This window comes from Bacteroidota bacterium, from assembly GCA_037133915.1.
In the GTDB taxonomy this organism is placed as follows: Bacteria; Bacteroidota; Bacteroidia; order Bacteroidales; family CAIWKO01; genus JBAXND01.
In genome coordinates this window covers 1-26,055 of the sequence record JBAXND010000056.1, presented here as the reverse complement: position 1 = coordinate 26,055, position 26,055 = coordinate 1, and the positions used below count along the sequence as shown (strand labels likewise).

The window sequence follows — 26,055 nt, the reverse complement described above, 5'->3', positions numbered from 1 at the left end:
CCGGAGATAGTCAACAACATACTCCGATATACCTGTGAACACTCCCGGAGATAGTTAACAACACCTTCGGATACACCCGATAACACTCCCGGAAATAGTTGTAAGGATGCTCTGATATTCTAATCAGCAGGCTGCCGATATCTGCAGGGTGGTTTTAGACAATCAGTGGAGTAACCTTTTATTATTTTATGTATATCCTGTCACGCCATACAAACGCCCGCCATCAGAATCCGTTTTATCATTCAATAATAACTTTTTTTGCTATCAGCATTTTTTCCGATTGAATTTTCACAATGTAAATTCCTTTTGATTGAAAAGGCAATTCAATGGATATGTTCTGCCGCGTGCCTGAATAAATATTTTCGTGAATTAATTCTCCAAGAATATTATAAATTAAAATTCTGCTATTGCCGCTGTCAAGTGAAACTGTAAATTTTCCGTTGTTCGGGTTCGGAAAAATAGAAAAAGTGTTTTCTTCAGGTTCAATTACAGAGGCCGGGGAGCAATTAGTAATAGTCCCAAAATCATAAAAACCAAGAATTGGATCTGAATAGCATCCTAATGGTCTAGTATAACCTTCTGCGCATGAAATATTATCCCAAGGAAACATAAAAGAGGTAAATCCAATTCTTTCAATAATTTTACTATTATAAACATACACACTCAAATTAGGGGGTTTATGTATATAATGAATATACAATACTTTTAAAGAAATACTATTGATTATCATGGAGGAAATAGAGTCAGCCATAAAAACAATTGAATCATTTGATGGATATGAGGGAATTAACGAAAAATGGTCGCCAACATTAGCATTAATATCAAATAATAATTGAAAAATATTTCTATTAGAATCAAAGAAAAATACTTTTCCACTATCAGAATACATATATTCAGTAAACCCCCGGTAATCGCATCCCCCGAGCACATTCTTCTTTAAAATTTTGCATTGTCTTCCTTGTATAATGGTATCTGCAACAGAATTGAGAGAGCAAGTGTGCAGGGATGTGTCAAATGCAGACATACACCTGTATTTCCATACTGCACCAATTGGCGCGAAGTCATTTTGAGCTTCCATTTTTGTTACAAATAAAATGGAAAACAATATTGTTAATAGGTTCTTCATGCAGATAGTGTTGTTTTTTAGATAAAATATTCCCTGAAATTCCCGGCTGGCGGGCATTTGTTACACGTGCCTAAGCGGCAATAACCAAAGATACTCAAACTTTTGTTTTTCCGGTAATAAACCAAAGCGTTTATAATCGCCAATTTGTGATTTTTTCGTGTAAACACATCTGTCCAGCCAACAACAGTCTATCGTGGGCGTTACAAACGCGCGCCAGCAGAGATACAGAAGGAAAGAACAATTATTAATTATTAATTGTTAATTGTTAATTATTCATTCTTCCCTGAAAGTTCCTCCCTCCTAACCCTCATCAGCGTCCTGAACATGGGTTCGCTAAGCTGTTCCCGGGCACGGATTTCCATGGCACGCTGCAGCATTTCAGGTGATGGTGTCGACTCGGTTGAAAGAATACAGTTGAAGCGCGTTGCGGTATATGTTCTGAGAATTTCCATCAAACGTTCCGCCGTCATATTCGGTGTAACATAAAACGTTGGGTACAGCAGCGAAGCTTCGGGTGCAATGATTCCTTCACGAATGGCAACTTCGTGCAAACCCGTTTGTGGAAAGATGCGGAGACCGGTAGAAATATGCACCATGTCATCGTGGCACACGTATGCATCAATAAATTCAAAGGTTTCGGCTATGGTTTGTTCTGTTTCGCCGGGACCGCCAAACACAAAAAACCACATTACCGGAAGGTTTGACTCCTTCAGAAACCTTGCATTATTCTGCAATTGCTGCAGTGTAAAATTCTTTTTAAGATTCGATAAGATAAGCGGAGATGCCGAATCGGGAGTTGAGTCTATTTGTGTAAACCCAGCCTGATGCATCAATGAAAACAGTCCGGGGGAAGCATTGGCCGGATTAATACCCATGGTCCGCAGCCGCACCTTCAGCTTCCGCTGAATGATTTCTTCGCACAACAATTCGGCATGCGTACAGGGGTCGTTGAATGTAGAATCAACAATTTCAAATAAAATATCGCCCAGATGCTGCTGTGCATCTTCAATTTCATCAACGGTTTCAACTGCCGGTCTTTTACGGAACGTATTCCCTTCCACCACAGGATAGGTGCAATAAAGACAGTTGTGAATGCATCCTCTTTTTGTTTGAATCGGATAAGCACCGCGCTGCCGGTATGGCTCAAAATCAATCAAATCATAGATACGGCTGAAGCGCTGTGTCAGACCATAGCTGTGGCGGTTTGCACCATTGGCGCGCGCCTTCGTTTCACCGGGAAGAATGAGTCCCGGAATATCCGAAATATCTTTGTGCTCAATTAAATTCGTAAGCAAGAGCGGAAAAGAGAATTCTGCTTCACCTACCAGGCCATAATCAAAACCAAAATAAGCCATCAGTTCGGCAGGCATAACACTAAAGCCGCTGCCGCCTCCAATAAGTATTGTGCCGGGAATATTCTTCAATGGCTGTACAAATTTGTGAAGGATATCTTCCGGATAAAAACGGGAATTATGAAATACCAGATTGTCAATATTCCGGATGCTCAAACCAATGAAGTCGGGAGAAAAATCGTTTACAAGGCCTGATAGTCCCGCACCGGAATCAGCAAATCCGTCATATACTTTTACCTGAAATTTTTCGGACAGCACTCCTGCAAGCAAACACAATCCCAGGGGCGGCACCGGATAAGGCGACCGTTCCGTATTCGTGTTCACCAACAGTACTCTGGTCATAAGCGGTTGTTATAATCTTACACCTTCAATAAAGCTGAATGGAGTGGGATTGCCAATTACGCGTGCCAGGTGGAATCCCGAAGCATTAAATACGGTTTCAAATTCTTCGCGCGTCCGTTCTTTGCCGCCATTGGTTCCAATCATCATCTGCAGGTCAAGCAGCTTACCAAAGGCAGGTTTGTTATCCGGTTTCAGCACGGCATCAATAACAAGCAATTTCGCGCCATCGGGCATGCTTGCATAAATATTCTTTAAAATTTTAATACAATCCTCATCATTCCAGTCATGCAGAATATTCTTTACAATATATAAATCGGCGTTGCCCGGAATATTTTTAAAGAAGTTGCCTTCCAGAACCAGGCAGCGGTCGGCCACGGCGAATTTGCGCATCTGTATGCCCGCCTGAGTAACTACATGCGGAAGGTCATATAAAATACCTCTGATGTTTCTATTTTTATGAAGAATATGCGCCAGCAAATAGCCTGCACCTCCGCCAATATCGGCAATGATATTGTACTTCCCGAAAGGAAACGATGAGCTCATTACTTCGGCGGCCATTTCGGAAGAGTTACTCATGGCGCGGTTAAAAAGCACATTGCTTTTAGGATTCCGTTCCAGAAATTCAAACGGCGACAACCCGTGTTTACGCTGAATAGCATTGACGCCCGTGCGCACGCATTCCCGCATATCACCTACAAATTCCCAGTTGTTATCGCCCAGATGATGCTGTATGAAATACTTCATCGACTGTTTTTCCTCAAGCAATGCGTTGGATAATTTAGTATTCGAAAATACTTTTCCTTTGCTTTCTTTGAAAATGCCCTGCCCTGCCAGTGCGCGAAGCAGACGGTACAGATTGTGTTCATCGGTAGCAGTTTCGGCAGCCAGTTCCGTAACCGGCCGCGGACCCGCAGCCAGTAAATCGGCGATGTTCAGTTCAGCAGCAACACCAATAGATTTTGCAATCCAGAAATTCGTGGCATATTCCATCAGCACAAAATCGGCAGGAAACATTTTCTGCCCCAGACCGATGAAGAAACGCCGCAGGCCGTCGGTCATATTGATGACGAACATCGGCGGAAGCTTTTTTGATTTATTCTTTTTTTGCATCATTCAAAAATACAGCAATTATTTCGGTTTGTAAAAAATCAAATAACGTCGGTTCCTTTCTTTATCAGCCAGAGCTTTCCGGTATTCTCGTAGAATTTCTCAATCGGCAGTGCCGTCTGCATCACGCTGTTAAAGAAATTATATTTCGCCAGATCGTGGTCGATGATATTCTTTTTCACTTCCTGATAATACGTTGTGCCGGGCATGGGCGTTAGGATGGTATAGCCGGCATATACCACAGGGTGCGACGATGCATAATCGGCCATAGCCTTAAAATCATCTTCGGTATAATCAGGCGGTATCACATAATTTCCGCGCAGCGAAACACCATTTTTGTGAAATATCTCAATAGCCTGACTGATGAGTTTAGCGTCGGCGCCCTTTTTATATTTTATCAATTCTTCTTCGCGGTAAGATTCAAATCCGCAGATGACCACTTTCAATCCGCCTCTAGCCAGTTTTTCTATAAGTTCAGGATACGCAACAGCCGTATCGAAACGTATATCCATAATATATTCTTTGCGGATACCCTCTTCAAGAATGCGGTCGAACAGCCGGCTGATGAATGCGGCATCAACAATGGTATTGGCATCGGAAAAACGGACAATCGGATAATCGTCCACAGCTTTCAGCTCATCAATAATGCTTTCCAGATCGCGCTGATAGAATTGTTTGCCGAACTGCGGCCAGATGGAACAAAACGAACATTCGTGCGGACATCCGAGCGAAGTAAAAATATAGGTCGAGGGTTCAATGCGCCCGCCAACAGTGTACGTACTGATCCACTTTTTTATTTTGGAACGGTCGGGCCGGATAAAATTGACATTGCACGCATCCCAGACTGAGCGCGGAGCAGATGCCTTCACCATGGCATCATCTTTCCTAAAATAAAGACCACCCACGCTGTCGGGAGCGGCATTCTGTTCAAGTGCATGAATCAGATTCATGAATACATCGGCCGACTGTCCGGGACACACAAAATCAACACAGGCATCGTCGAAATCGCGCAGCGATAACACAGTGTGCAAACCTCCGGCAACGGTTTTAATGCCCGGGTCAAAATTTTTAACCGTGCGGAAAATATCCATGCCTGCATAAAACTCGGAAGCTATAAAGGTAACGCCCACCACATCGGGTTTGAAGGAAGCGAGAACACTGCGCACCAGCATATCGGGTGCGGGCGAATCAGGATGAAGGTCGTATTCGCCTTTCATCTCCAGAACTTCTACATCATGGTCTTTAGCAGCGGCAGCAATGGTGAGCAGACCGAGTGGCGGGCCAATCAGTTTCTTATGAATGAAACGCTTTGCTTCTGCCGGAGCATAAGCAAGGATATTATTGATGGGCGAGCGCGGCGGATTTATCAGCAGTATCTTCATCGTCAAAGTAGTGGGCAATTAAACTGATACTAACTTGAGTATTTCAAATCACCCTGTTTAAAAGAACAAAAATAGTCAATTTAGGAATGATAATAAAACCAAGGCTTACACCAGATAATTCGACCGCTTGCTGAAAATCGCACGGATAATCATCAACCCTGATTAAGTAAACATATTCCGGTTTATAAATAATATAATTATTGCTTGTATTATCCCATTTTGGGATATTATTTATTGTTCACATTTTATATCTTATTCATTTTCTGTTTTTTAATATTTTTATAATATTTTTAAAAATATTGACAATATTTTTTTTGTATTTAGTGCAAATAGTATTATTTTTACATTAAAAAAGCGCTATGAAAAAGTTATTAATGATTATTTCAATATTAATTAGTCTTGGTTTTTCGGCAAACGCAAGCCACATTGCAGGCTGCGACCTTTCTTATACCTGCCTCAGCGGAAACACGTATCTGATAACGCTCACATTTTACAGAGACTGCTCCGGCATAGCGGAACCGGGCAGTACAAGCATCAACTTCACATCTTCATGTCAGTCATTTTCAACTGTTTTATACAAAGTGGCACCTACTGCGGGAGTTGAAGTTACACCGGCATGTCCCGGTATGCAAACAACCTGCAACGGAGGCTCACTTTATGGAATTAAGAAATTTGTATATCAGGGACAGGTAACCCTGCCTGCCTGTGCCAACTGGACGATGTCGTACTCTCTGGGTGCGAGAAATCCGTCAAATACTATCCAAAACCCAACAAGCGCCAATATGTATATCGAAGCGAAGCTGAACAATCTGGTTGCGCCCTGCAATAGCTCCCCGGTATTTTCAAATCCGCCGTCAACAATCATTTGCAGCGGCCAACAGTTCTGTTTCAATCATGGCGCTATCGATCCTGATGGCGATTCACTGGTATATTCCATGGTTACTCCGTTTAATCTGGGACCGGGAAGTTCAACACCTTACGTTATTTACCTGCCCGGGTACTCGGCTCAACAGCCGTTGCCATCATCACCGCCTGTTACAATTGACCCGGTAACAGGCGATATTTGCATGACGCCGACGCAAAATATCACCACGGTATTTGCCGTGCTGGTTGAGGAATGGCGCACCATAAACGGCGTTCCGGTTATGATAGGCTCCGTGTTGCGCGATATGCAGCTGGCAGTCATTCCATGCAGCAATCTACTTCCCACGTTAAGCGGCATCAACCCGAATGCAACACAATACAATGTTGCTGATTCAAATTACACTTTGAATGTCTGCCTGGGTGACACTATTGATTTCAGCATATTCTCGCGGGATATTGATGTTCCGGCACAAAATCTGACCATGACGTGGAACAGCGGAATTCCTGCCGGTACATGGTCGGTTACCGGAAACAACACACCCAATGTTACCGGACATTTTTACTGGGTGCCGGCGCCCGGCTATGTAAGCAACTCACCCTATTGTTTCACAGTTACAATTCAGGACGACCATTGCCCCTACTTTGGCACCCAGATTTTCTCATACTGTTTAACGGTTACGGGAATAAACGTAGATCTGAACCAGCCGCACGACACTACACTCTGCATCGGAACACCCATGAATCTTATTGCCTCTCACGATACCAACGCGCTAAATTTCTACTGGTATGTTGATGGTGTATTGACAACACCTGTAAATGATAGTACTTTCTTTGTAAACACAAATCTGCTTGGTCCCGGTGTGCATACCATCCAAGTGGAAGCCGATAACGGGATTCTCACCTATTGCAAGGGACATGACTATATAAACATTACAGTGGGGGCACTACCGATTGTAACATTCAGTCAGATAAGCAACGTTTGTATGAGCGATACACCTTTCGCGCTCACTCAGGGAAATCCTTCAGGAGGCACTTATTCAGGACCGGGAGTTACTAACGGAGTATTCAGTCCTAATGCGGCAGGGCCGGGTACATGGATGTTAACTTACTATTACAGCGATGCCAACCATTGCAGCGCAACAGCTACCCAAAATATTACTGTGAACCAGAATCCTGTAGTGGTGTTTGCCCCTCTGTCAAGCGTTTGTACCAACACACCACCATTTCAGCTTACTTCCGCAACGCCCTCGGGTGGCAATTATACAGGAACAGGCGTAAGTAATAATATATTCTCACCTGCAGTGGCTGATAGCGGTACATTCACAATAACCTACATTTATACAAATTCGAGCAACTGCTCCGATACGGCAACACAGGATATTAAAGTTAACTATGTACCGACATCTTTATTCACAGTAACAACGCCCCTGTGTTCGTTTTCCGATTCCTCGCTGATAACCTACACAGGCAATGCTTATGATACAGCAAACTATTCATGGAACTTTGATGGCGGTTCGGTCAATCCGTCGGGTGGCGGGAATGGTCCTTTTCATGTGGAATGGACAGTGCCGGGCATAAAAACCGTCACGCTGACTGTAACGCAGAACGGCTGCACATCGGCATCGTCGTCGCAGCAGGTGGCAGTAAGCAACATACAAACCGCAATGACCCCAGTCAGCGATGTACTTTGTTACGGGGGAAATAATGGTTCTGCAACTGTAACCGCAAGCAGCGGTATCAGCCCATACCATTATTTATGGAACACAACACCGGTTCAAAATACGGCAACAGCAAATAATTTGCAGGCAGGAACGTATATTGTTTCAGTTACTGATACGTCGGGCTGCTTTGCCAGCGACACGGTTACCATTACGGAACCAACACAGCTGTATGCGCAGATTGATACTACAACAAAAGTAAATTGTTTCGGCGGAAGTGACGCCTGGGCGCATGTTAACGCCGGTGGTGGCACACAACCCTATCAATATAGCTGGTCGGCGGGTACACCGAACGGACCGTTAGTAAACGGATTGACCGCCGGCAATTATACCGTTACGGTTCGTGACAGCAACAACTGCACCGTGGTGGTTCCATTTTCCATTACTCAAAATCCACCACTGAACTTGAATCTGATGCCCACTGATGAAGGATGCGCCGGGGAGTGTAATGGCTCAGTTGCATCCATTGCTTCGGGTGGCGTACCGCCCTATCATTATCATTGGTCAACAGCCGGAAACGATACGCTTATGATTATGAACCTCTGCACCGGAAATTATTCGCTTACACTGACCGATTCGCTTGGCTGCACCCTGCAGGCCGGTCCTGCAACAATAGCCACCAACACGCTGATAAATGCCTATGCCGGTGCCGACCCTCAGGAAGGCATCCTTCCAATGAGTGTGAACTTTTCTTCATCAGGAAACGGTGCAACCATTTATTATTGGGATTTTGGTGATGGCAGCAACTCGGCAGCAGAAAACCCTTCTCACACGTATAATACAGATGGAACCTTTACCATATCACTGACCGTTAACAGCGGCATACCTGATTTTTGTGAAGATAAAGTTACCATTACGGTGATTGTCCATAAACCATCGTCCATCATCATCCCCAATGTTTTCACCCCTAACGGCGATGGCTCAAATGATGAATTCCGCGTTAAATCTGAAGGCCTTGTTTCGGAATCTATGGTAATCTATAACCGCTGGGGCAAAAAAATGTACGAATGGAACGTGGTAAATGGCTCCTGGAATGGCCTGAAAGAGGGCGGTGCACAATCCAGCGACGGCGTGTATTATTATATTTTTACCGCTCGCGGATTTGATAAATCCGAGTACAACAACACCGGTACTGTGACACTTCTCAGATAACAGAACATATTCTTTCACTAAAAAATAGAAAAAATGAAAAAAATTGCATTAAACATTTTCATTGTCGCGATAGCATACTGCTGTTGTGCGCAAACCCCTGTAAAATTCTATGAAAACGCCAAAGTGGGGTACAAACGGCCTGATGGCAGCATACTCGTTCCGGCACAGTACGATGCGGGCAGCGATTATTACGAGGGCTATGCCATCGTTATCAAAAACCGCAAACGGGGTTATCTTGACGAGAAAGGAAACGTTGCTATCGCACTTCAATACGAAGATGCCTCCATTTTTATAAATGGCAGGGCCCGCGTAAAGAAAGACGGGCTGTATGGATTTATCAATACCAAAGCCCAGCCATTAATCTCATTCCAGTTTACCATAGCGTATGATTTTAACAACGGGCGCGCGCTGGTGCAGATTGACAATAAATATGGGTTTATTGACACTACCGGTACTGTAGTGATACCGGCCACATACGAGAGGGCGCGCAGCTTTGCCGGCGGCCTGGCCGCCGTGATGAACAACCGCAAGTGGGGATTTGTGAATACCGCCGGCACCGTGGCTATCCCGATGGAATACGACATGGTGCAGGATTACAGTAAAGGCATGTGCCGCGTTACCAAAGGCGAGGATGAATTTTACATTGACACCCGGAATAATTTTGTGAAAGAAGCTGAGAAAAGAAAAGACCCGGATGCAAAATGAGAAATATTAAAAAATAATTGCCTGCTATGAAAAACCTGAAACAAATATTACACGCGGCATTCTGCCTCCTCTTTCTCTATTTGCCCGTTGCTGCACAAGCTCAAAACTACGGCACATGGACATGGATGCATGGCTCTGACCAACCCAATAATACCGGCCATCTGGGCATCCAGGGTATTGCCTCTCCGGCAAACTGCCCGGGAGCGGTTTATGAACCTGTTGAATTTACTGACCTGCAGGGTAATTTCTGGGTGTATGGCGGATCATTAAGCTGTGACAATTGCCATGATTGTCTTTGGAAGTTTGATCCATCAACAAATATGTGGACATGGATGAAAGGAACAATTAATAATACAACTTCCGTTAATGGAATAAAAGGAATACCATCACCGCTGAATACTCCGGGTGAGAGAGGTTGGGGTGCACAAAGCTGGACTGATACATCCGGGAACTTATGGCTTTTTGGCGGTGCTTCTTCCAAAACTGATTTTTGGAAGTATGATATTTCAACCAATGAATGGACATGGATGGCCGGTGATGCTGTTTTTGGCTCATACCATTATGGTTTGCTTCAGTTGCCTGATGCTGCTAATTGCCCCCCTTCAATATGGGAATGTGCGAGTACATGGACGGACAATAATGGAAATTTGTGGGTGTTTGGAGGGGTAAAAACAAGTGCTTTTAATTTGCCAGTTGATGCCAATGATATGTGGAAATTTAATCCATCCACCAATATCTGGACATGGATGAGCGGCGATAGTTTGTATTCGACCCCGAATTATGGTACAAAGGGCATTCCCGCATCTTCAAATACACCCGGAGGACGATGTAGTTATACAAAATGGAAAGATACAGATGGCAATTTTTGGATTTTCGGAGGTGATGAAGTAACAAGTGAGGCAACTTACGCAGACATGTGGAAATATGATATCAGCACCAATTTATGGACATGGATGGCAGGAAGCAATATCCCTGATGATCAGGGGAACTTTACTCAAAAATGCGCAGCCGGGAATGAATACCCCGCATCACGATTTGAGAACCGTTGCGGCTGGACCGATGATTGCGGAAGATTTTTCAATTACGGAGGCGCTTTTGATTTGTTCTATTTTAATACACACAATGACCTTTGGATGTTTGACCCCTCGAATTGCCTGTTCACTTGGGTTGGAGGCGACAGTCAAGCGACCAGTCAACCGGGTGTTTACGGAAGTCTTCTAGTTCCGGCTCCGACAAATTACCCTGCTGCAGCCGGAGGCAATGTTGGTTTTAAAGACAAATATGGCAATTTCTGGATGTTTGGAGGTGTACGAATAGGGGATACCATTGATATGACAAATTCTTTGTGGAAATACACCCCTGATCCATCCTGCACGAGAACGGCGCCATTAACCACGCTAAATGCGCATTTCAGCAGTTCAGATTCCGGCTGCGCGCCCCTTACCATGAGCTTTACGGCATCACCCGAAAACCCAAGCTACTCGTACTTATGGGACTTTGGCGAGAACGGCAACAGCGCCAATGCCTCCACAACCGCCTACACCTATTCCGAAGCGGGCAATTATACCGTTACACTTGTTGTTACTGCCAACAGTAGCTGCGACATAAGTGATACCCTTTCAAAAACAATTACAGTTGAAAACTGCGAACCGCCACCGCCTTTACTCGAAATGCCCAATGTTTTCACACCCAACGGCGATGGACAGAACGATAATTATCTCCCGATAAAAATGGAAAACATAGAAAACGCCACCTTGATGATATTCAACCGATGGGGGCAGAAGATATTTGAAACAACCGACCTGAGCCAGGGCTGGAACGGCAAACACCACGGGCTGAAATGTGCTGACGGCACCTATTACTGGATTGTTGAGTATACCGGAGCAGACAATAAAAAAAGTTCGCAACAGGGTTTTGTGATGCTGCTCAGATAATGCAGTCCTTTATTCTGCAAGGACTGCACCGTCTGTTAACCATATTATTTCCTATTTTTGCAATCTTCACAAAAAAGGAAACCATCTTTTGGCAAGAATACTTGTTGCATCGGTACCATTGAGCGGGCACGTCAACCCCGGCATTGCGCTGACAAAAACACTGACAGACCGCGGTCACGAAGTGTGCTGGTATGGAAGCAGGTATTTCAAAAGCAACATTGAAGCTACAGGCGCCCTTTTCTTTCCAATAACACAAGCCACAGATTTTGATGAACAGAATATTCAGGCATCCTTTCCGGGTGTGAAGCAGGGCAACCTGCTCCGCCACTCCACCACCTATATGAAAAAGGTGTTCTTCGACCAGATGCCCGGTCAGTATCACGACCTGCTGAAGATTCTGGAAGACTTCAATGCCGATATACTTATTACCGACGAATGGTTTACCGGAGCCATTCCGCTGGCAGAACAAAAAGTACTGCCGTGGGTGGTGTACAGCAGTTCGCCGCTTATGCTTATGGACAGAAACGTACCGGCACCCGGTCCCGGCTTGTTCCCAAACAGTAATATTTATGGTTTTTTCAGAAACGCCATTGTGAATTTCATGACCAGACAACTGATATTCGCACCGATGCGCTGTTATGTAAACCGCATCCGGAAAGGTCTGTCGTTAGGACGCATGAAGCATTTCTTTCTGGAAAACAATTTCTATATCAGCTCACTGTATTTAAAATTCAATACGCCCGCATTCGATTTTCACTGGAAAAAATTGCCTGCAAGCATTCATTACACCGGTCCGGTACTGCCCGGTGATAAAGAACACAACAATTCAGAAGCACCTCATTTTCCTGATAATAACAAACCGCTGATTCTTATTACACAGGGCTCTGTTGACACCAGAGACCAGACAAAACTGATTATTCCCGCGCTCCGTGCTTTATCAGAACAGGACGTGAATGTGGTGGTGTCGACCGGCGGGCAATCTTCAGATTATCTGAAACAATTGTTCCCGTCGGAAAATTGCCGTTTCTATACTTACATTCCATACGCAGCGGTAATGCCGCATGTTTCCATAGTAATAACCAACGGCGGCTTTGGAGGTGTTGCCACGGCATTATCTTTTGGCGTACCTGTAATAATTGCCGGTGACACGGAAGACAAGCCGGTTGTTGCTTCGCGGGTGCAGTATAATAAATGTGGTATCAATCTGAAAACCGGAAAACCGTCGGCGAAACAAATCGCGAAAGCCGTCACTAAAATACTGACAAGCCCGAAGTACAAGGCAAACGCTGAACGCATACGGGCTGATTATGCAAAACATGATGCATTGCAGGAATCGGCTGCCCTTATTGAAGCGCTTATCCATAAAGTCAATTGAGTATTATTCACTATTTTTGCATCTTAAGTTCAGACACATCCCGGCATGGAGCCCATCATTGAAGTAAATAACGTGCATAAAACATACCGCAAGGCCTCGGAAGAAGCCCTGAAAGGTGTGAGCCTGAAGATTGCTCCGGGTGAGTTCTTCGGGCTGCTCGGACCCAATGCGGCAGGCAAGACCACGCTCATTTCGATGATTTGCGGTTTGCTGAAGATAAGTGCCGGAACCATCCGCATCAAAGGATTTGATATTTCAACGAGCTATTCGCCGGTGAAGCCTCTTATCGGACTCATTCCTCAGGAAATAGCGCTGTATCCCACGCTTACCGTTCGTGAAAACCTGATGTTTTTTGGAGATATGTACGGCATTTCGGGAAAAAATCTTGAACAAAGAGTGGAAGAATGTCTTGACGTGGTAGGCCTGAAACCGCATGCGAAAAAACGTGTTTCTATTTGCTCGGGCGGCATCAAACGAAGGGCGAATCTGGTGGCCGGCCTGATGCACAAACCTGAAATTTTATTTTTAGATGAACCCACTTTGGGCGTCGATACTCAATCCATGAACCTCATCTACGAATATCTGAAAAAACTTAACAACGAAGGTACGACCATCATTTACACCACACATTATATGAAGGAAGCAGAAAACCTCTGCTCACGGATAAATATTATTGACGACGGCGTAATTATTTCGAACGGCACACCTCAGGCACTTATTGCCGGAACGCCCGGCTGCTCCGACCTGGGTCAGGTGTTTATAAAACTTACCGGAAGGGAACTCAGAGACTGATATGAGAAAACTCAGACGCATTATAATAAAAGAAACGCTATTGCTGGTGCGGGACATTCCCGGACTCATCATACTGTTTCTGATGCCGCTGATACTGATAACCACCATCACCGCCACACAGGAAAATGCTTTTAAAAGAGTTTCGGAAACCAAAGTGAATGTGCTGTTTGTTGACCGCGACACTTCGTTGCTGGGCGAAACCATACGCGACGGGCTGAAGCAATCTGACTTTTTTGTTGTAAAGGATGAACTGGACGGTAAACCCATTACCCGCGAGATAGCTCAAGGTCTCATTGCTTCAGGAGTATATCAGGTGGGCATTATCATTCCCGAAAACACTTCCGACAGCGCTCAACAGCGGGCAAAAAATATTGTAAAGCACTCATTTTATCCCGATTCCATCGCGCAAAAAATACCGGACACCACCCAAAATACTCAGAGCATAACGCTGCTCTATGACCCTGCCCTGCGCGAATCGTATAAAAACTCACTTAACAGTTCACTGAACCGGCTGATACAGGCAGCCGAAACACGGATTCTCACAGAGAATTTCATGAGCGCCCTGCCCGAATACCTCGGAGAGAAACTGAAAGCGCCCGTTCATGCCTATTTGCGCGGTCAGCTTGACACAATGGAAAATGTATTCTCTTCTGAACTGAAGAAACGCATGGGCGACATGCTCCCGAAAGATTTCCACATTGATGCCAAGCCCAAAGCCATCAAATTTGATATCGGCCAAAGCCTGAAAAAGAATTTTAAGCTGAAGCAGGACTGGCAAAATCATAAATTTATTCCGGTAAACGAAGAATATGCAGGCAAGCAGGACGCCGTCATCAAACCCACGATTGTACAAAACAATGTTCCGGCATTTGCGCTTTTCGCGATGTTCTTTATTGTAATTCCTTTGGCAGGAAGCATGATAACTGAACGTAAAGAAGGTGCTTACGGCAGGTTGCGCACCCTTCCGGTGAAGTATTTCTCGGTGCTTTCAGGCAAAATCATTGTGTATGTGATTGTGTGTTTGCTGCAGCTTGTGCTGATGATTCTTACCGGTATGTATCTGCTTCCCGTACTTTACGGTCTGCCGGCGCTTGAAATCGGACACAATATAGGCGCCCTGCTGATTGCCGCACTGTGTTCGGCACTGGCAGCGGTTGGATTCGGACTGCTGGTGGGGACATTCACAAGCTCCATGAGTCAGGCAGGTATGTTTGGTTCTTTTATGGTGGTGATTCTGGGCATATTGGGCGGAATTTTTCTACCTGTTTACATGATGCCCGACCAATTGAAAATAGTAACTGTTTTATCGCCCATCCGCTGGGGAGTGGATAGTTTTCTGGATATTTTTGTCCGCGGAGGTACGATTGGCAGCATTTTGCCGAACGCGATGCGGCTTTTTTTGTTTTTTGGACTGTCATTATTAATAGCTTTGATTAATTTTGTAAAACGTAAGTGATCTTCGAAATATGAAAGAGAACGAAGTAATTAAGGACATCAAAAAGCAAAAGATGGTGCTGTATGCCGAAAAGGAAGACGGAACTTATGGTTCCGTTGAAAGCGGCTCCTACCTCATCGAGAATTTGCTGGACGACTTCTGGTATAAAAAACGGCATCTTGAACAGACGCTGCGTCAGAAACTGATGAAGGGCGAAATATCACCGATACACTATTTTATGGTACTGGAAGATCTTACTCCTTCTGAACTGGCATCCAGGGCAGGACTTGGAACCGGGAAGGTTAAGAAGCACCTTCAGATGAAACATTTTGAGAATATCAAAGTATCGGAACTCAAACGCTACGCATCTGTATTTAATATACCCGTTGCCAACCTGTTTCAGGTGGTGATATCGAGTCAGGATTCCAATATTAAATATCATTTTTACAACGAAGACGAAAACAGTAAGGAACAATTCACGACACAGCAGCACCCGACCGATAATCCTTACATTATCATTACAAAAGCAAGCGAACTTTAATGGCAGATATTATCATACCTTTTAATCACCGTCTGGCGGCACACTGCGAAACAGGTACCGTGTGCGCTCAACTCAACCATGCCGGGCTTGATGTTTCCGAACCGCTGGTGTTCGGCATTGCAAATGGTATCTTTTTCGGATACTTTACCACCAAACAGTTTCCGTTTCCTACATTTATTGTCCGCACAAAGCCCGGTCAAATCCGCGAAAAGATATCGAAAAGGCTGGGTGTGAAATTTCATACGCAGACATTTAAATCGCCCGAAGCTGCCGAGCATGAACTTGACCGCCTTCTGGAGAAAAATATTCCGGTATCGGTACAGGTCGATTTCTTTTACATGGATTATCTGCCGGCCTATTTAAGAGTTCATATCAACGTACATTTTATCAATATCGTAGGGAAAAAGGGCAACAATTATCTGGTGAGCGACGTGTATTACCCGTCGATTGTTGAGCTGTCGGCAGAATCGCTGCGCAAAGGCAGGTTTGCAGGAGGCAGTATGGCGCCCAAAGGTTTTATGTTCTATCCTACCTTTATCCCCAAAGAATTTGATTATCCGAAAGCCATTCTGAAAGGCATCAAAAAAGCCTGTTTCAACATGCTTAAAATTCCCATCCCGTTTTTAGGAATCAAAGGCATGCGGAAGTTCGGAAAACACATTATTGAATGGCCCAAATACGCCATGGACAACGAATATCTGTCGCACGAAGTTACCAAAATAAACATTTTGCTTGAAGACCAGGGAACGGGCGGTGCCGGATTCAGGTTTATGTATGCCACCTTCCTGAGGCAGGCTTCAGAGATTCTGAAAATGCCGGCATTGAACAGTATGTCGGCAAAAATGATGGAGATAGGCGACCATTGGCGCGAAGTTTCACTGTTCGCCGCACGCATGGGCAAGAACCGTGATTTGGGCACCGACAGACTTAAAGAACTGGGCGATAAAATTATGGAACGGGCTGATGAAGAAGAACAATTCTTTAAAGAATTATCCACGATTGTTAAATGATTTCCGAATATAACATCCATACAAATGACAGAAATTAATCAGGACGCACTTAAACTCGAAATAAAACAGCTCATTGTAAGTACGCTCAATATCAAAGACGTTGAGCCTGCCGATATCCTCGACGATGTTCCTCTGTTCAGCGGTGAAAATACCATTGGTCTCGATTCCATTGATGCCATTGAGCTGATTATGGCGATACAAAGGCAGTTCGCAGTAAGACTCGACGACCAGAACCTGGCACGCAACATTCTCAATTCCATCAACAGTATTGCAGAATTTATTACAGCCGAGAAACAAAAATAAGAGCCTTTTTGGCACTCATGCTTTACTTATGTGACCGATGAAAAGCTCATACCTTCTGGCAGGAATCACGTCCGGGATGCTATTAAAATTTACACGGAAGAACAAATTCTCTTTCCGTCCGAAATATATTTCACGTTTTCTGTTCCTGTTCCAGAACGGTATCTGGGCGTCCTTCTTTAGTTTTAAAGATCGTTTTCATCGCGGAAAGCAAATAAAAGCCCATCCTGTTCCCGACGACCCTATTATCATAATCGGGCACTGGCGCACCGGCAGCACCTTTCTGCATCAATTGATGAACCTCGACGACCAGCTGGCTGCTCCTACCCTGTTTCAGGCATCGCAACCGCTGGGGTTTATTTATGGATACCGCTATTATAAACCCATCATGAAGATGGTTCTGGGCAAGCACCGCCCCTTCGACCAGATGAAGACCGGCATGGACGAACCCCAGGAAGATGAATTCGCACTCTATCGCATGAACGGATATTCGCCGCTCAACAGACTGGTGTTTCCCATATCCAAAGAATATTTCCTGAACGAGCTGCCCGATTTTGTGCCGCCCGACAGCATGCGCGAACAATGGATAGAAGACATGAAGTATTTCTATCAGAAAGTATCGTGGAAAACCGGACGGCGCCTGCTGTTGAAAAACCCGTTTCACTCTATGCGTGTGGAGCTGCTTGCTGAAGTTTTTCCGAAGGCAAAATTTATTCACATATACCGCAATCCGCTTTCGGTGGTGCCGTCGACGGTAAGGATGTGGTCGGTGGTGGGCTCGCAGAACTGCCTGAACCGCAACTGGCGCAATCCGTCGTTTGCCGAGGTATCGGTGGTGATGTCGAAGATGCTTGAACAGGTTCGCCAAAGTCTTGAAAAGCTTCCTGCCGACCGTTTTTATGAATTACGTTATGAGCATCTTGAAAAAAATCCCATCTCGGAGCTAAAGCGTATGTATGATTATCTCGGGCTTAAATTCACCAAAGAATTTGATACGCGTGCAGTCAATTTTCTTGATGAGATTAAGAATTATGAGAAAGGCAGCTATACCATAAGCCCCGAAGAAAAAGATATTATCTGTTCCCACATGAAAAGCCAGATGGAATATTATGGATACCACACGGGCAACTGCGCTCCCGAGAATTTAACAATTGAAGTGGCTGAGTCTGCCGCAAGATAATTATTACCGAATGTTTGCATCTGTTAAAGGAATACGATTTGACCGCAATGAACTCGCCGGCGCCTTTGGCGATATAGGCACCGACCTGCCTTTGCTGATTGGTGTTATCCTGGCATCGGGCATTGACCCGGCGAGCGTACTCATTATGTTCGGTATCATGCAGGTTCTGTCGGGACTCACCTACGGCGTTCCGATGCCGGTGCAGCCACTGAAAGCATTTGCCACTCTGGTTATCGCGCAGAAGATTACCGGCGATATTATTTTCGCGGGAGGTCTTGCCATTGGTGTTATTATGCTGGTACTGTATTCAACGCGGCTGATAGGATGGTTGTCAAAAGTAACGCCCAAGGCAGTGGTGCGCGGTATACAGTTCGGGCTGGGCATTCAGCTAGCTTCGCTTGCCATTAAAAACTATATCGGCTCCGACGGAAGCACAGGATATATTCTCGCGGGCATATGTTTCTTTATAGGTGTGCTGCTGATGGGCAACCGCAAATTTCCGCCGGCACTGCTCATCATTTTTCTGGGAGTGATGTACTCATTCTTTGTGACAGGCTTCGATTTTGTTGCGGTAGGCAAAGGTTTCAGCTTTCATCTGCCCAAATTCGACGCGGACGTATCTTTTGCCGATGTGATGACCGGTCTGGTGCTGCTTGCATTGCCGCAGTTACCGCTGTCGCTGAGTAATTCCATACTGGCAACAGGGAGGCTTGCCCGGGATTATTACCCGGAGAAAAAGATTACTGTTCAAAAGATTAGTCTTACCTACTCCATCATGAACATCATCAACCCATTCTTCGGAGGTTTTCCGACCTGTCACGGTGTGGGTGGTATGGCAGGGCATTACGCTTTTGGCGGGCGCACGGGAGGCTCGGTAATTATTTACGGCAGCCTGTACCTGACCATCGGCTTGTTCTTCTCGAATGTATTTACGGAAGTCATCGGCATTTTTCCGCTTCCTGTGCTGGGTGTTTTGCTGCTCTTCGAAGCCTTTATGCTCATAAAACTCATGGGCGATACCGCACACAAGAAGGAAGACTTTATTATTGCCGTAATCGTTGGTCTTATAGCTGGCTATCTTCCGTATGGCTTCCTTGTTGGTCTGGTCGTTGGATTTATTCTGAAATATCTTTCTAAAAACAACATTATAGGACTGACGAAGTAAAAAAAAGTCGTAAGTCGTGAGTCATAAGTCATAAGTCGTGAGTCGAAAGTTTGTAAAGTATAAAGGATATGGACAACCCTAAAACAGACAATGAGTATTTTTAAAAAACGATTTGGTAGTTCTGACAAATCAGACAAAAACCCGGTGAACATAATATAGACCTTGTTTGGGAAGAACTTGGCGAACAGTTTTTTAATTACGAAGACGACCTGAACACACTGAATATTGAATTTATAAGAAAAAATATAGACAAATTTTAACTCGATGGAAAGAAGGGCAGCCCATCACAGCTGCAATTGCAAGAACCGCACGTAACGAACGGGTTAGCTGAAAACCGAACAGTGTGAGCACAAGAACAAAAAATAACTAATTAACTAACTAAATCGCGGAGGCATTACTCAATAAAACAAATGAAAAAAATAATTACCATTTTTGTTACAATTACCATTTCACTTTCATCCTTTGCTCAAAACTGGCAATGGGTCAAAAGAGCAAACCCTTCATTACGCAGCAATGAAATAATAGGAACATCAATTAATAATAACGGAGAGGTATTTGCCTGTGGATATTACGTTACCTCGCTCAATATAGGTACAGGTACAGACCTATCGGTAAATTTTCCGGGAGATTACCAGAATTTCGTAGCGAAATACAATTCGGCCGGTGTAGCTCAATGGTTACGCAACATTGAACCTCAGGGTCCTAATGCCACAGCGGGTATGGAAGTAAGCTCCGATACTTTGGGCAATTGTTATGTGGCAAGCGGGTATGGTTATATTTCAAGTGGTCCCGGTGGAAATTTGGGTTATGCTTCCAGTTATGGTGGTTTTCATTATCTGCGAAAAATAAATTCTACAGGTAGTGATGTTTGGATGCAAACGCCCACATTCGGAAGTAATTCCGGCTGTTCGTTCGAGTCTATGAAAACGGATGGTGCAGGAAATACCTATATTACAGGACCTTTTCAGGGCACAGTTACTTTTGGAAGTATTACTCTTACCAGTGTTACTTACGAAGATGTTTTTATTGCCAAGTACGACCCCAGCGGTTTGGTGGAATATGCCATACAGGCGACTCCATATGGTCATGCCAGAGGTCATTCTATTGATGTCGATTATGCCGGCAATGTGGTGGTAGTTGGTGAATTTCAATCGGATATTACATTTGGTACTACCACACTTACAAGCAATGGCGGAAGAGACTATTTTATGGTGCGATTAGACCCTGCCGGTAATGTATTATGGGCAAAAAGCGGTGGTTCTAATTACGATGATAAATTATGGGGCGTTGCCATTGATTATCCTAGAATTTATGTAACAGGAAATTTTGGTGCAAATTTCACTTTCGGCAGTTTGCCATTAACTACTAATGGTTTGCAGGATATTATGGTAGCCTGTACAGATATGAGCGGAAATGAACTATGGGCACTTTCCAATGGAGGCGGAAGTGACAGGGATTTGGGTTATGATATTACTACCGACCATAATGGAGGGATTTATGCATCAGGAAATTATAACGGACCTGCTACTTTCGGAACAACCATTCTTACAGGAGCAGACGGTGCATACATTGTAAAATATGACATTAGCGGAAATCAGCAGTGGGTTAAGAAAGTGGTGGGTACTTCAATGAGTGCATCGGGCAAATCCATTTCTGCTAACAGAAATACAGAAATTGTAATGGCAGGTACTTTTTGTTGTTTCGGCAGCACATTAGATTTCAGTTCCAGCAGTTTTAGCTTAAATGCCAACGGAGTACCCGGAAACTATGGTTCAGGATTTTATCTTGCCAAACTAGCCAACTGCAATATGGCTGTGAGTGCTGGTTCGAATGTTTCTATTTCTTGCAGTGATACCACTTTATTAACAGCCACAGGAGGAACGTCCTATTCCTGGGCACCTTCCACAGGGCTGGTAACCAGCAATACAGCTTCGGTGCAGGCTCATCCTTTGACTACGACTACCTATACCTGTACAATAGGCGAGCCGAGCGGTTGCTCTTCCTCAGCTATGGTAACGGTAACCGTTACCGGTGGTCCAACGGTTTCATTAACGGGAACTACTTCCATTTGTCAAGGTGAATCCACTCAGCTGATTGCCGGAGGAAGTGCAATATCATATAGTTGGCTGCCAACAACAGGAGTGAACAATCCTAATATTGCTAACCCCATAATTACTCCAACAAACACTACTACTTATACCGTTACAGCGATAGATACTAACGGTTGCGCCATATCTGAAGCGGTGCCCATTACAGTAAATCCAACTTATTCAAGCAGCGTTTCCGATTCTATGTGCTTTGGCGAAACGTATACATTTCCTGACGGGACAACTTCAACAATTGCAACAATTCATACAAGCCATTTCAACACAGTTGAAAATTGTGACAGCAGCATAGTTACTACACTTACAATTAACTGCATTGTAGGAATAAATGATGCAACGTACAATAAGCCATTTGCCATTTATCCAAATCCTACAAGTGGACAGTTTATAATTTTACTTCCAACCGACAACGCAACAATAACAGTTACAGACATACTTGGTCAACAGATACTAAAAACACAAACAACACAAAAGGCAACGAACTTGCAAATTGACAACAACGGTGTTTACGCTGTTAACGTTACGACAATACAGGGCACAACAACAAGAAAAATAATTGTAAACCGATAACAGAAGAAAAAGCTACAGCAGGTATCATAAGATTTATCAGACCTCTCGAAAGATTCAGGTTTCATCATCCGAACAGCCTGTTTATTGTATTTGAGCTAATGACGCATTTGTATTTCTTAACGCTTTTCGGTAGTTTTGTTATCTTGGGACAATGAATCGTTTCAAATTATCAAATTGCCGAATTCTCAAATTCTTTTTGGCACCCGACTATAAAAAACTACTTTTATGGTAAAATTCAGAATTCATGTTTTTCCCTGAAATAGAAAAAAAATCGGCCGTTGAAATAAAACAGTATCAGGAGCAGCGCCTGTCGGATCAACTGGAATATCTTGCTGCACATTCTCCGTTCTACAAAGAGCATTTCCGTAAGCATAACATCGATACCCGCACTATAAAACTGCTGGAAGACCTGCGCCGTATTCCGGTTACTACAAAAGACGACCTGCAGCATTCAAACGAAGCGTTTTTATGCGTTGGCCGCGAAAAAATAATTGATTACATCACTACCTCCGGAACTATCGGCGAGCCGGTAACCTTCGGTATGACCGAACACGACCTCGACCGTTTGGCATATTGCGAAGCCATTTCATTTATGTGCGGCGGTCATATGCCTGGCGATGTGTATCAACTGATGACAACAATGGACCGCCGCTTTATGGCAGGACTGGCTTATTTTATGGGCGTCCGCAAACTGGGAGCAGGTATTGTACGCGTGGGTTCAGGCATTCCGGAACTGCAATGGGAAAGCATCATGCGGTTTAAACCTACCACACTTATTACGGTTCCGTCATTTATTCTGAGGCTGGTTGAATTTGCCGAAGCCAACGGCATTGATCACCGCAGCTCGAGCATCACCAAAGCCATGTGCATTGGCGAACCGCTGCGTAATTCCGATTTTACATTGAATTCACTCGGTGCACAGATTCAGGAGAAATGGGGTATCAAACTATTTTCGACTTACGCCTCCACTGAAATGGAAGGCGGCTTTACCGAGTGTGAAGCAGGTATTGGCGGACACCATCATCCCGAACTTATTATTGTGGAGCTGCTTGACGAACACGACGAAGCAGTTGCTCCGGGCACTCCCGGCGAAGTAACCATCACGACACTGGGCGTGGAAGGAATGCCGCTGCTGCGATTCAAAACAGGCGATATCTGTTATCAGCATACGGAGCCATGCCCCTGCGGACGAAATACGCTGCGTCTCGGACCGGTATTCGGACGCAGGCAGCATATGATTAAATATAAAGGCACGACGCTGTATCCATCCTCGTTATACGATGTGCTGGATGGCATCAGCGGTGTGACCAATTATGTGGTTGAAGTTAGCACCAGCGAAATAGGCACCGACCATATTCTGGTACGCATAGGCAGTACCGTGCACGACGATGCTTTTGAGAAAAAGATAAAAGATCATTTCCGCACGCGCCTGCGTGTTGTTCCTTCGCTCGTATTTGAAAGTCCCGAAAGCGTGAACCGTGTGCTGTTCCCTGCTACAAGCCGCAAGCCTGTAAAGTTTGTAGATAAAAGAGATTGATAAGACAATACTCAGACTGACAGATTCGTCCTGATAAATGTCGTTTTTCGGATGGTTTCAATCTTAAGTTTATCATTATCTTTGTACTGAACCTAAACCTTTAAACCAACTATCATGAAAAGATTTTTACTTTTTGCAGCAGTCTGTATTATCTCGTTATCGGCCATAGCACAGAAAGCAACGCGTACGAGTGTTGCCAACGGCTTGTTTAATACTGCCACTACATGGGATTGCAACTGCGTTCCTGTTGACGGCGATAATATAGTTGTAAATACCAACGTGAGCCTGAACCTTGACTGGGGTTATTCGTCGGGTACGCTGACTATCAATCCGGGTGCATCGCTGATTAAAGATAACAGCGGCGTTCGCTCTGTATGGATTTCAATGACCGGCGGCCTGATAAACAACGGTACTTTTATTGTTGACAACCTGCTGGCGCACGGCGCTCCAATCGTGAATAACGATTCCATGCAGATACAGGGATGGTTTGCCAATTATTTCGGCTTTACGAACAATGGTGTTGTAAATCCTGTTGACAGCATTTCAAATATGGGAATCATCAACAATGCCGCCGACGGTAAAATTGTGGGTACTCATTTTCTGAACAACGGTATTGAAATGAATCAGGGTAAACACATCGCCACCTATCTTTTGAATGTAGACACTCTGAATAATACAGGCCACATTACCGCTTCAAATTTTCAGAACGACGGTCTTGTGAACAGCGACGGTGAGATTGATGTAACCATCAATTTCTACAGCAATCATCATTTTCATAATAATGCAGCAGGCAATCTGCATGTGACATCAAACTTCCTGAATGCCGACAGCATTATGCATACCTGCACCTTTTACAATGCCGGAGCCGTTGAGGTAGGTTCAAACTGGATGAATTACGACACCATTCAAGGTCCGTCAACCGGACATTTCTGCGTACACGGAAACACATGGAACAAGGGAAAGATGCTTGGTGCGTTTGATTTCTGCGACCTTTCAAATCTTGGAAGCGGCGTTGTAGATTTGAATACCGGAACCATTGCCCCTACTGTAACAAAGTGTGTTTTCAACTGCTATTCAGGTATTGCCATGAACAGCGAAGTTGCAGTGAGCGTATATCCCAATCCGTTTACCAACAATCTTATCATTGACCTTGGCGCACTGACCAGCGGCAATGTTACCATTGTACTGAGCGACCTTCAGGGAAGACAGGTGATGAGCCAGGAAGTACAGGGCGCACAAACCGTTTCACTGAACTGCAACGACCTTGCTTCCGGATTATATATATACAGCATCCGTGAAAACGGTATTGTGAGATTTGCCGGAAAAGCAATAAAAGAATAACATCAGTAATACTTACGACACTGAGAATGTATTATTTCTTTATCGCGTTTTTACTGCTTTTTTCGTGTGGAAAAGAAAAGCACAACCCTGCATTAAAGACAAAGAATGTTGTTGTGCTTATTATGGACGGCGCAAGGTATACAGAAACCTGGGGCGACAGCACGCATACCTATATTCCGCATCTGGCAAAGGATATGGCGCCCTATGGTGTTGTGAGTACCACGTTTTATAACGGTGGTCCTACATATACGTTAGCAGGACACAGCGCGATAACAACGGGTGTGTATCAGGAAATCAACAACAGCGGTCAGGAATATCCTAAAAATCCCGGAGTGTTTCAGGTGTGGGAAAAGTATATTGGCAACAATGCTCAGTATGCCTGGGTGATAAGCAGTAAAGATAAGCTTGTGATACTGGGCGATTGCAACGACGCAATCTGGACAGGCAAGTACAGACCGACCACCAACTGCGGTGTTGAAGGACACGGGCTGGGCAGCGGTTTGAGACCCGACAGCATGACGTGCAAGGCAGCGCTCAATATCCTTTCGCAGTATCACCCGCGGCTTTCGCTCATCAGTTTTATGGAGCCCGACATTCCGGCACATGCGGGCGTTTGGGATAATTACATCAACGGCATCCGCGGAAGCGATGAGTACATTTTCAGAATATGGAGTTTTCTGCAAACCGATAAATACTTCAAAGGAACTACAACGGTGTTTGTAACCAACGATCATGGACGGCATTCAGACGGCATAGCCGACGGATTTGTAAGTCATGGTGATAACTGCGACGGATGCCGGCACATTGAATTCTATGCATCGGGACCGGATTTCAAAAAGAACTGCGTTTTAAGTACACACCGTGAGCTTATTGATATTCCCGTAACGATTGCATATATGCTGGGAGTGCAGCTTCCCCAGAGTCAGGGGCAGGTGATGACGGAGCTTTTTAAGAAAATTAATAATTAAAATCACTATTGTCCGATAAAAATACAGAATATTATTTTGCAAACCGCAACAAAT

Annotated in this window: 19 protein-coding genes; 15 read left to right on the top strand and 4 right to left on the bottom strand. The window is 44.5% G+C overall.

Features of this window, described 5'->3' with window-relative positions:
* Positions 1-238: 238 nt before the first annotated feature.
* The 4 genes from WCM76_14605 to WCM76_14590 form a co-directional block, all read right to left on the bottom strand.
* Positions 239-1,126 carry a T9SS type A sorting domain-containing protein gene (locus tag WCM76_14605; GenBank protein ID MEI6766857.1) on the bottom strand — a complete coding sequence of 296 codons (888 nt, stop codon included), beginning with the start codon at positions 1,124-1,126 and terminating at the stop codon, positions 239-241.
* Positions 1,127-1,395: 269 nt separating this feature from the next.
* Entirely contained in the window at positions 1,396-2,820 is a 1,425-nt protein-coding gene (locus WCM76_14600) for a radical SAM protein (protein ID MEI6766856.1), read from the bottom strand.
* 9 nt (positions 2,821-2,829) lie between these two features.
* Positions 2,830-3,933: a methyltransferase gene (locus WCM76_14595; protein MEI6766855.1), complete on the bottom strand. Its 1,104-nt coding sequence runs from the start codon at positions 3,931-3,933 to the stop codon at positions 2,830-2,832.
* 35 nt (positions 3,934-3,968) lie between these two features.
* Positions 3,969-5,309 (bottom strand): radical SAM protein, encoded by a 1,341-nt coding sequence (locus tag WCM76_14590; GenBank protein ID MEI6766854.1) that lies wholly within the window; start codon positions 5,307-5,309, stop codon positions 3,969-3,971.
* A 359-nt stretch (positions 5,310-5,668) separates the two neighbouring features.
* Between WCM76_14590 and WCM76_14585 the strand changes: the two genes are divergently transcribed.
* From WCM76_14585 to WCM76_14515, 15 genes are all read left to right on the top strand, one after another.
* Positions 5,669-9,043 carry a PKD domain-containing protein gene (locus tag WCM76_14585; protein ID MEI6766853.1) on the top strand — a complete coding sequence of 1,125 codons (3,375 nt, stop codon included), beginning with the start codon at positions 5,669-5,671 and terminating at the stop codon, positions 9,041-9,043.
* A 33-nt stretch (positions 9,044-9,076) separates the two neighbouring features.
* On the top strand, positions 9,077-9,748 hold the full coding sequence (locus WCM76_14580; GenBank protein MEI6766852.1) for a WG repeat-containing protein: 672 nt from the start codon (positions 9,077-9,079) through the stop codon (positions 9,746-9,748).
* Positions 9,749-9,774: 26 nt separating this feature from the next.
* Positions 9,775-11,682, top strand: coding sequence for a gliding motility-associated C-terminal domain-containing protein (locus tag WCM76_14575; GenBank protein MEI6766851.1), 1,908 nt, complete (start codon positions 9,775-9,777; stop codon positions 11,680-11,682).
* 88 nt (positions 11,683-11,770) lie between these two features.
* Entirely contained in the window at positions 11,771-13,057 is a 1,287-nt protein-coding gene (locus WCM76_14570) for a nucleotide disphospho-sugar-binding domain-containing protein (GenBank protein ID MEI6766850.1), read from the top strand.
* A gap of 45 nt (positions 13,058-13,102) precedes the next feature.
* The gene (locus WCM76_14565) at positions 13,103-13,849 is read left to right on the top strand and encodes an ABC transporter ATP-binding protein (protein ID MEI6766849.1); all 747 of its coding nucleotides are present in this window, start codon (positions 13,103-13,105) and stop codon (positions 13,847-13,849) included.
* A gap of 1 nt (position 13,850) precedes the next feature.
* A complete protein-coding gene (locus tag WCM76_14560) occupies positions 13,851-15,305 on the top strand; it encodes an ABC transporter permease (protein ID MEI6766848.1) in 1,455 nt (484 codons plus the stop codon).
* Between the two features lie 10 nt (positions 15,306-15,315).
* On the top strand, positions 15,316-15,825 hold the full coding sequence (locus tag WCM76_14555) for a hypothetical protein (protein MEI6766847.1): 510 nt from the start codon (positions 15,316-15,318) through the stop codon (positions 15,823-15,825).
* Positions 15,825-16,835 carry a BtrH N-terminal domain-containing protein gene (locus WCM76_14550; GenBank protein MEI6766846.1) on the top strand — a complete coding sequence of 337 codons (1,011 nt, stop codon included), beginning with the start codon at positions 15,825-15,827 and terminating at the stop codon, positions 16,833-16,835. Before WCM76_14555 ends, WCM76_14550 begins: the two co-directional genes overlap by 1 nt.
* 24 nt (positions 16,836-16,859) lie before the next feature.
* Complete coding sequence (locus WCM76_14545) at positions 16,860-17,138, top strand: phosphopantetheine-binding protein (GenBank protein ID MEI6766845.1); 279 nt, start codon at positions 16,860-16,862, stop codon at positions 17,136-17,138.
* Positions 17,139-17,175: 37 nt separating this feature from the next.
* Entirely contained in the window at positions 17,176-18,315 is a 1,140-nt protein-coding gene (locus WCM76_14540) for a sulfotransferase (GenBank protein MEI6766844.1), read from the top strand.
* Between the two features lie 10 nt (positions 18,316-18,325).
* Positions 18,326-19,480, top strand: coding sequence for a putative sulfate/molybdate transporter (locus WCM76_14535; GenBank protein ID MEI6766843.1), 1,155 nt, complete (start codon positions 18,326-18,328; stop codon positions 19,478-19,480).
* 410 nt (positions 19,481-19,890) lie between these two features.
* Complete coding sequence (locus WCM76_14530) at positions 19,891-22,155, top strand: T9SS type A sorting domain-containing protein (protein MEI6766842.1); 2,265 nt, start codon at positions 19,891-19,893, stop codon at positions 22,153-22,155.
* A 244-nt stretch (positions 22,156-22,399) separates the two neighbouring features.
* Positions 22,400-23,692, top strand: coding sequence for an AMP-binding protein (locus WCM76_14525; protein ID MEI6766841.1), 1,293 nt, complete (start codon positions 22,400-22,402; stop codon positions 23,690-23,692).
* 114 nt (positions 23,693-23,806) lie between these two features.
* The gene (locus tag WCM76_14520) at positions 23,807-25,033 is read left to right on the top strand and encodes a T9SS type A sorting domain-containing protein (GenBank protein ID MEI6766840.1); all 1,227 of its coding nucleotides are present in this window, start codon (positions 23,807-23,809) and stop codon (positions 25,031-25,033) included.
* A gap of 26 nt (positions 25,034-25,059) precedes the next feature.
* Positions 25,060-26,001, top strand: a complete 942-nt coding sequence (locus WCM76_14515; GenBank protein MEI6766839.1) for an alkaline phosphatase family protein — start codon at positions 25,060-25,062, stop codon at positions 25,999-26,001.
* Positions 26,002-26,055 lie beyond the last annotated feature (54 nt).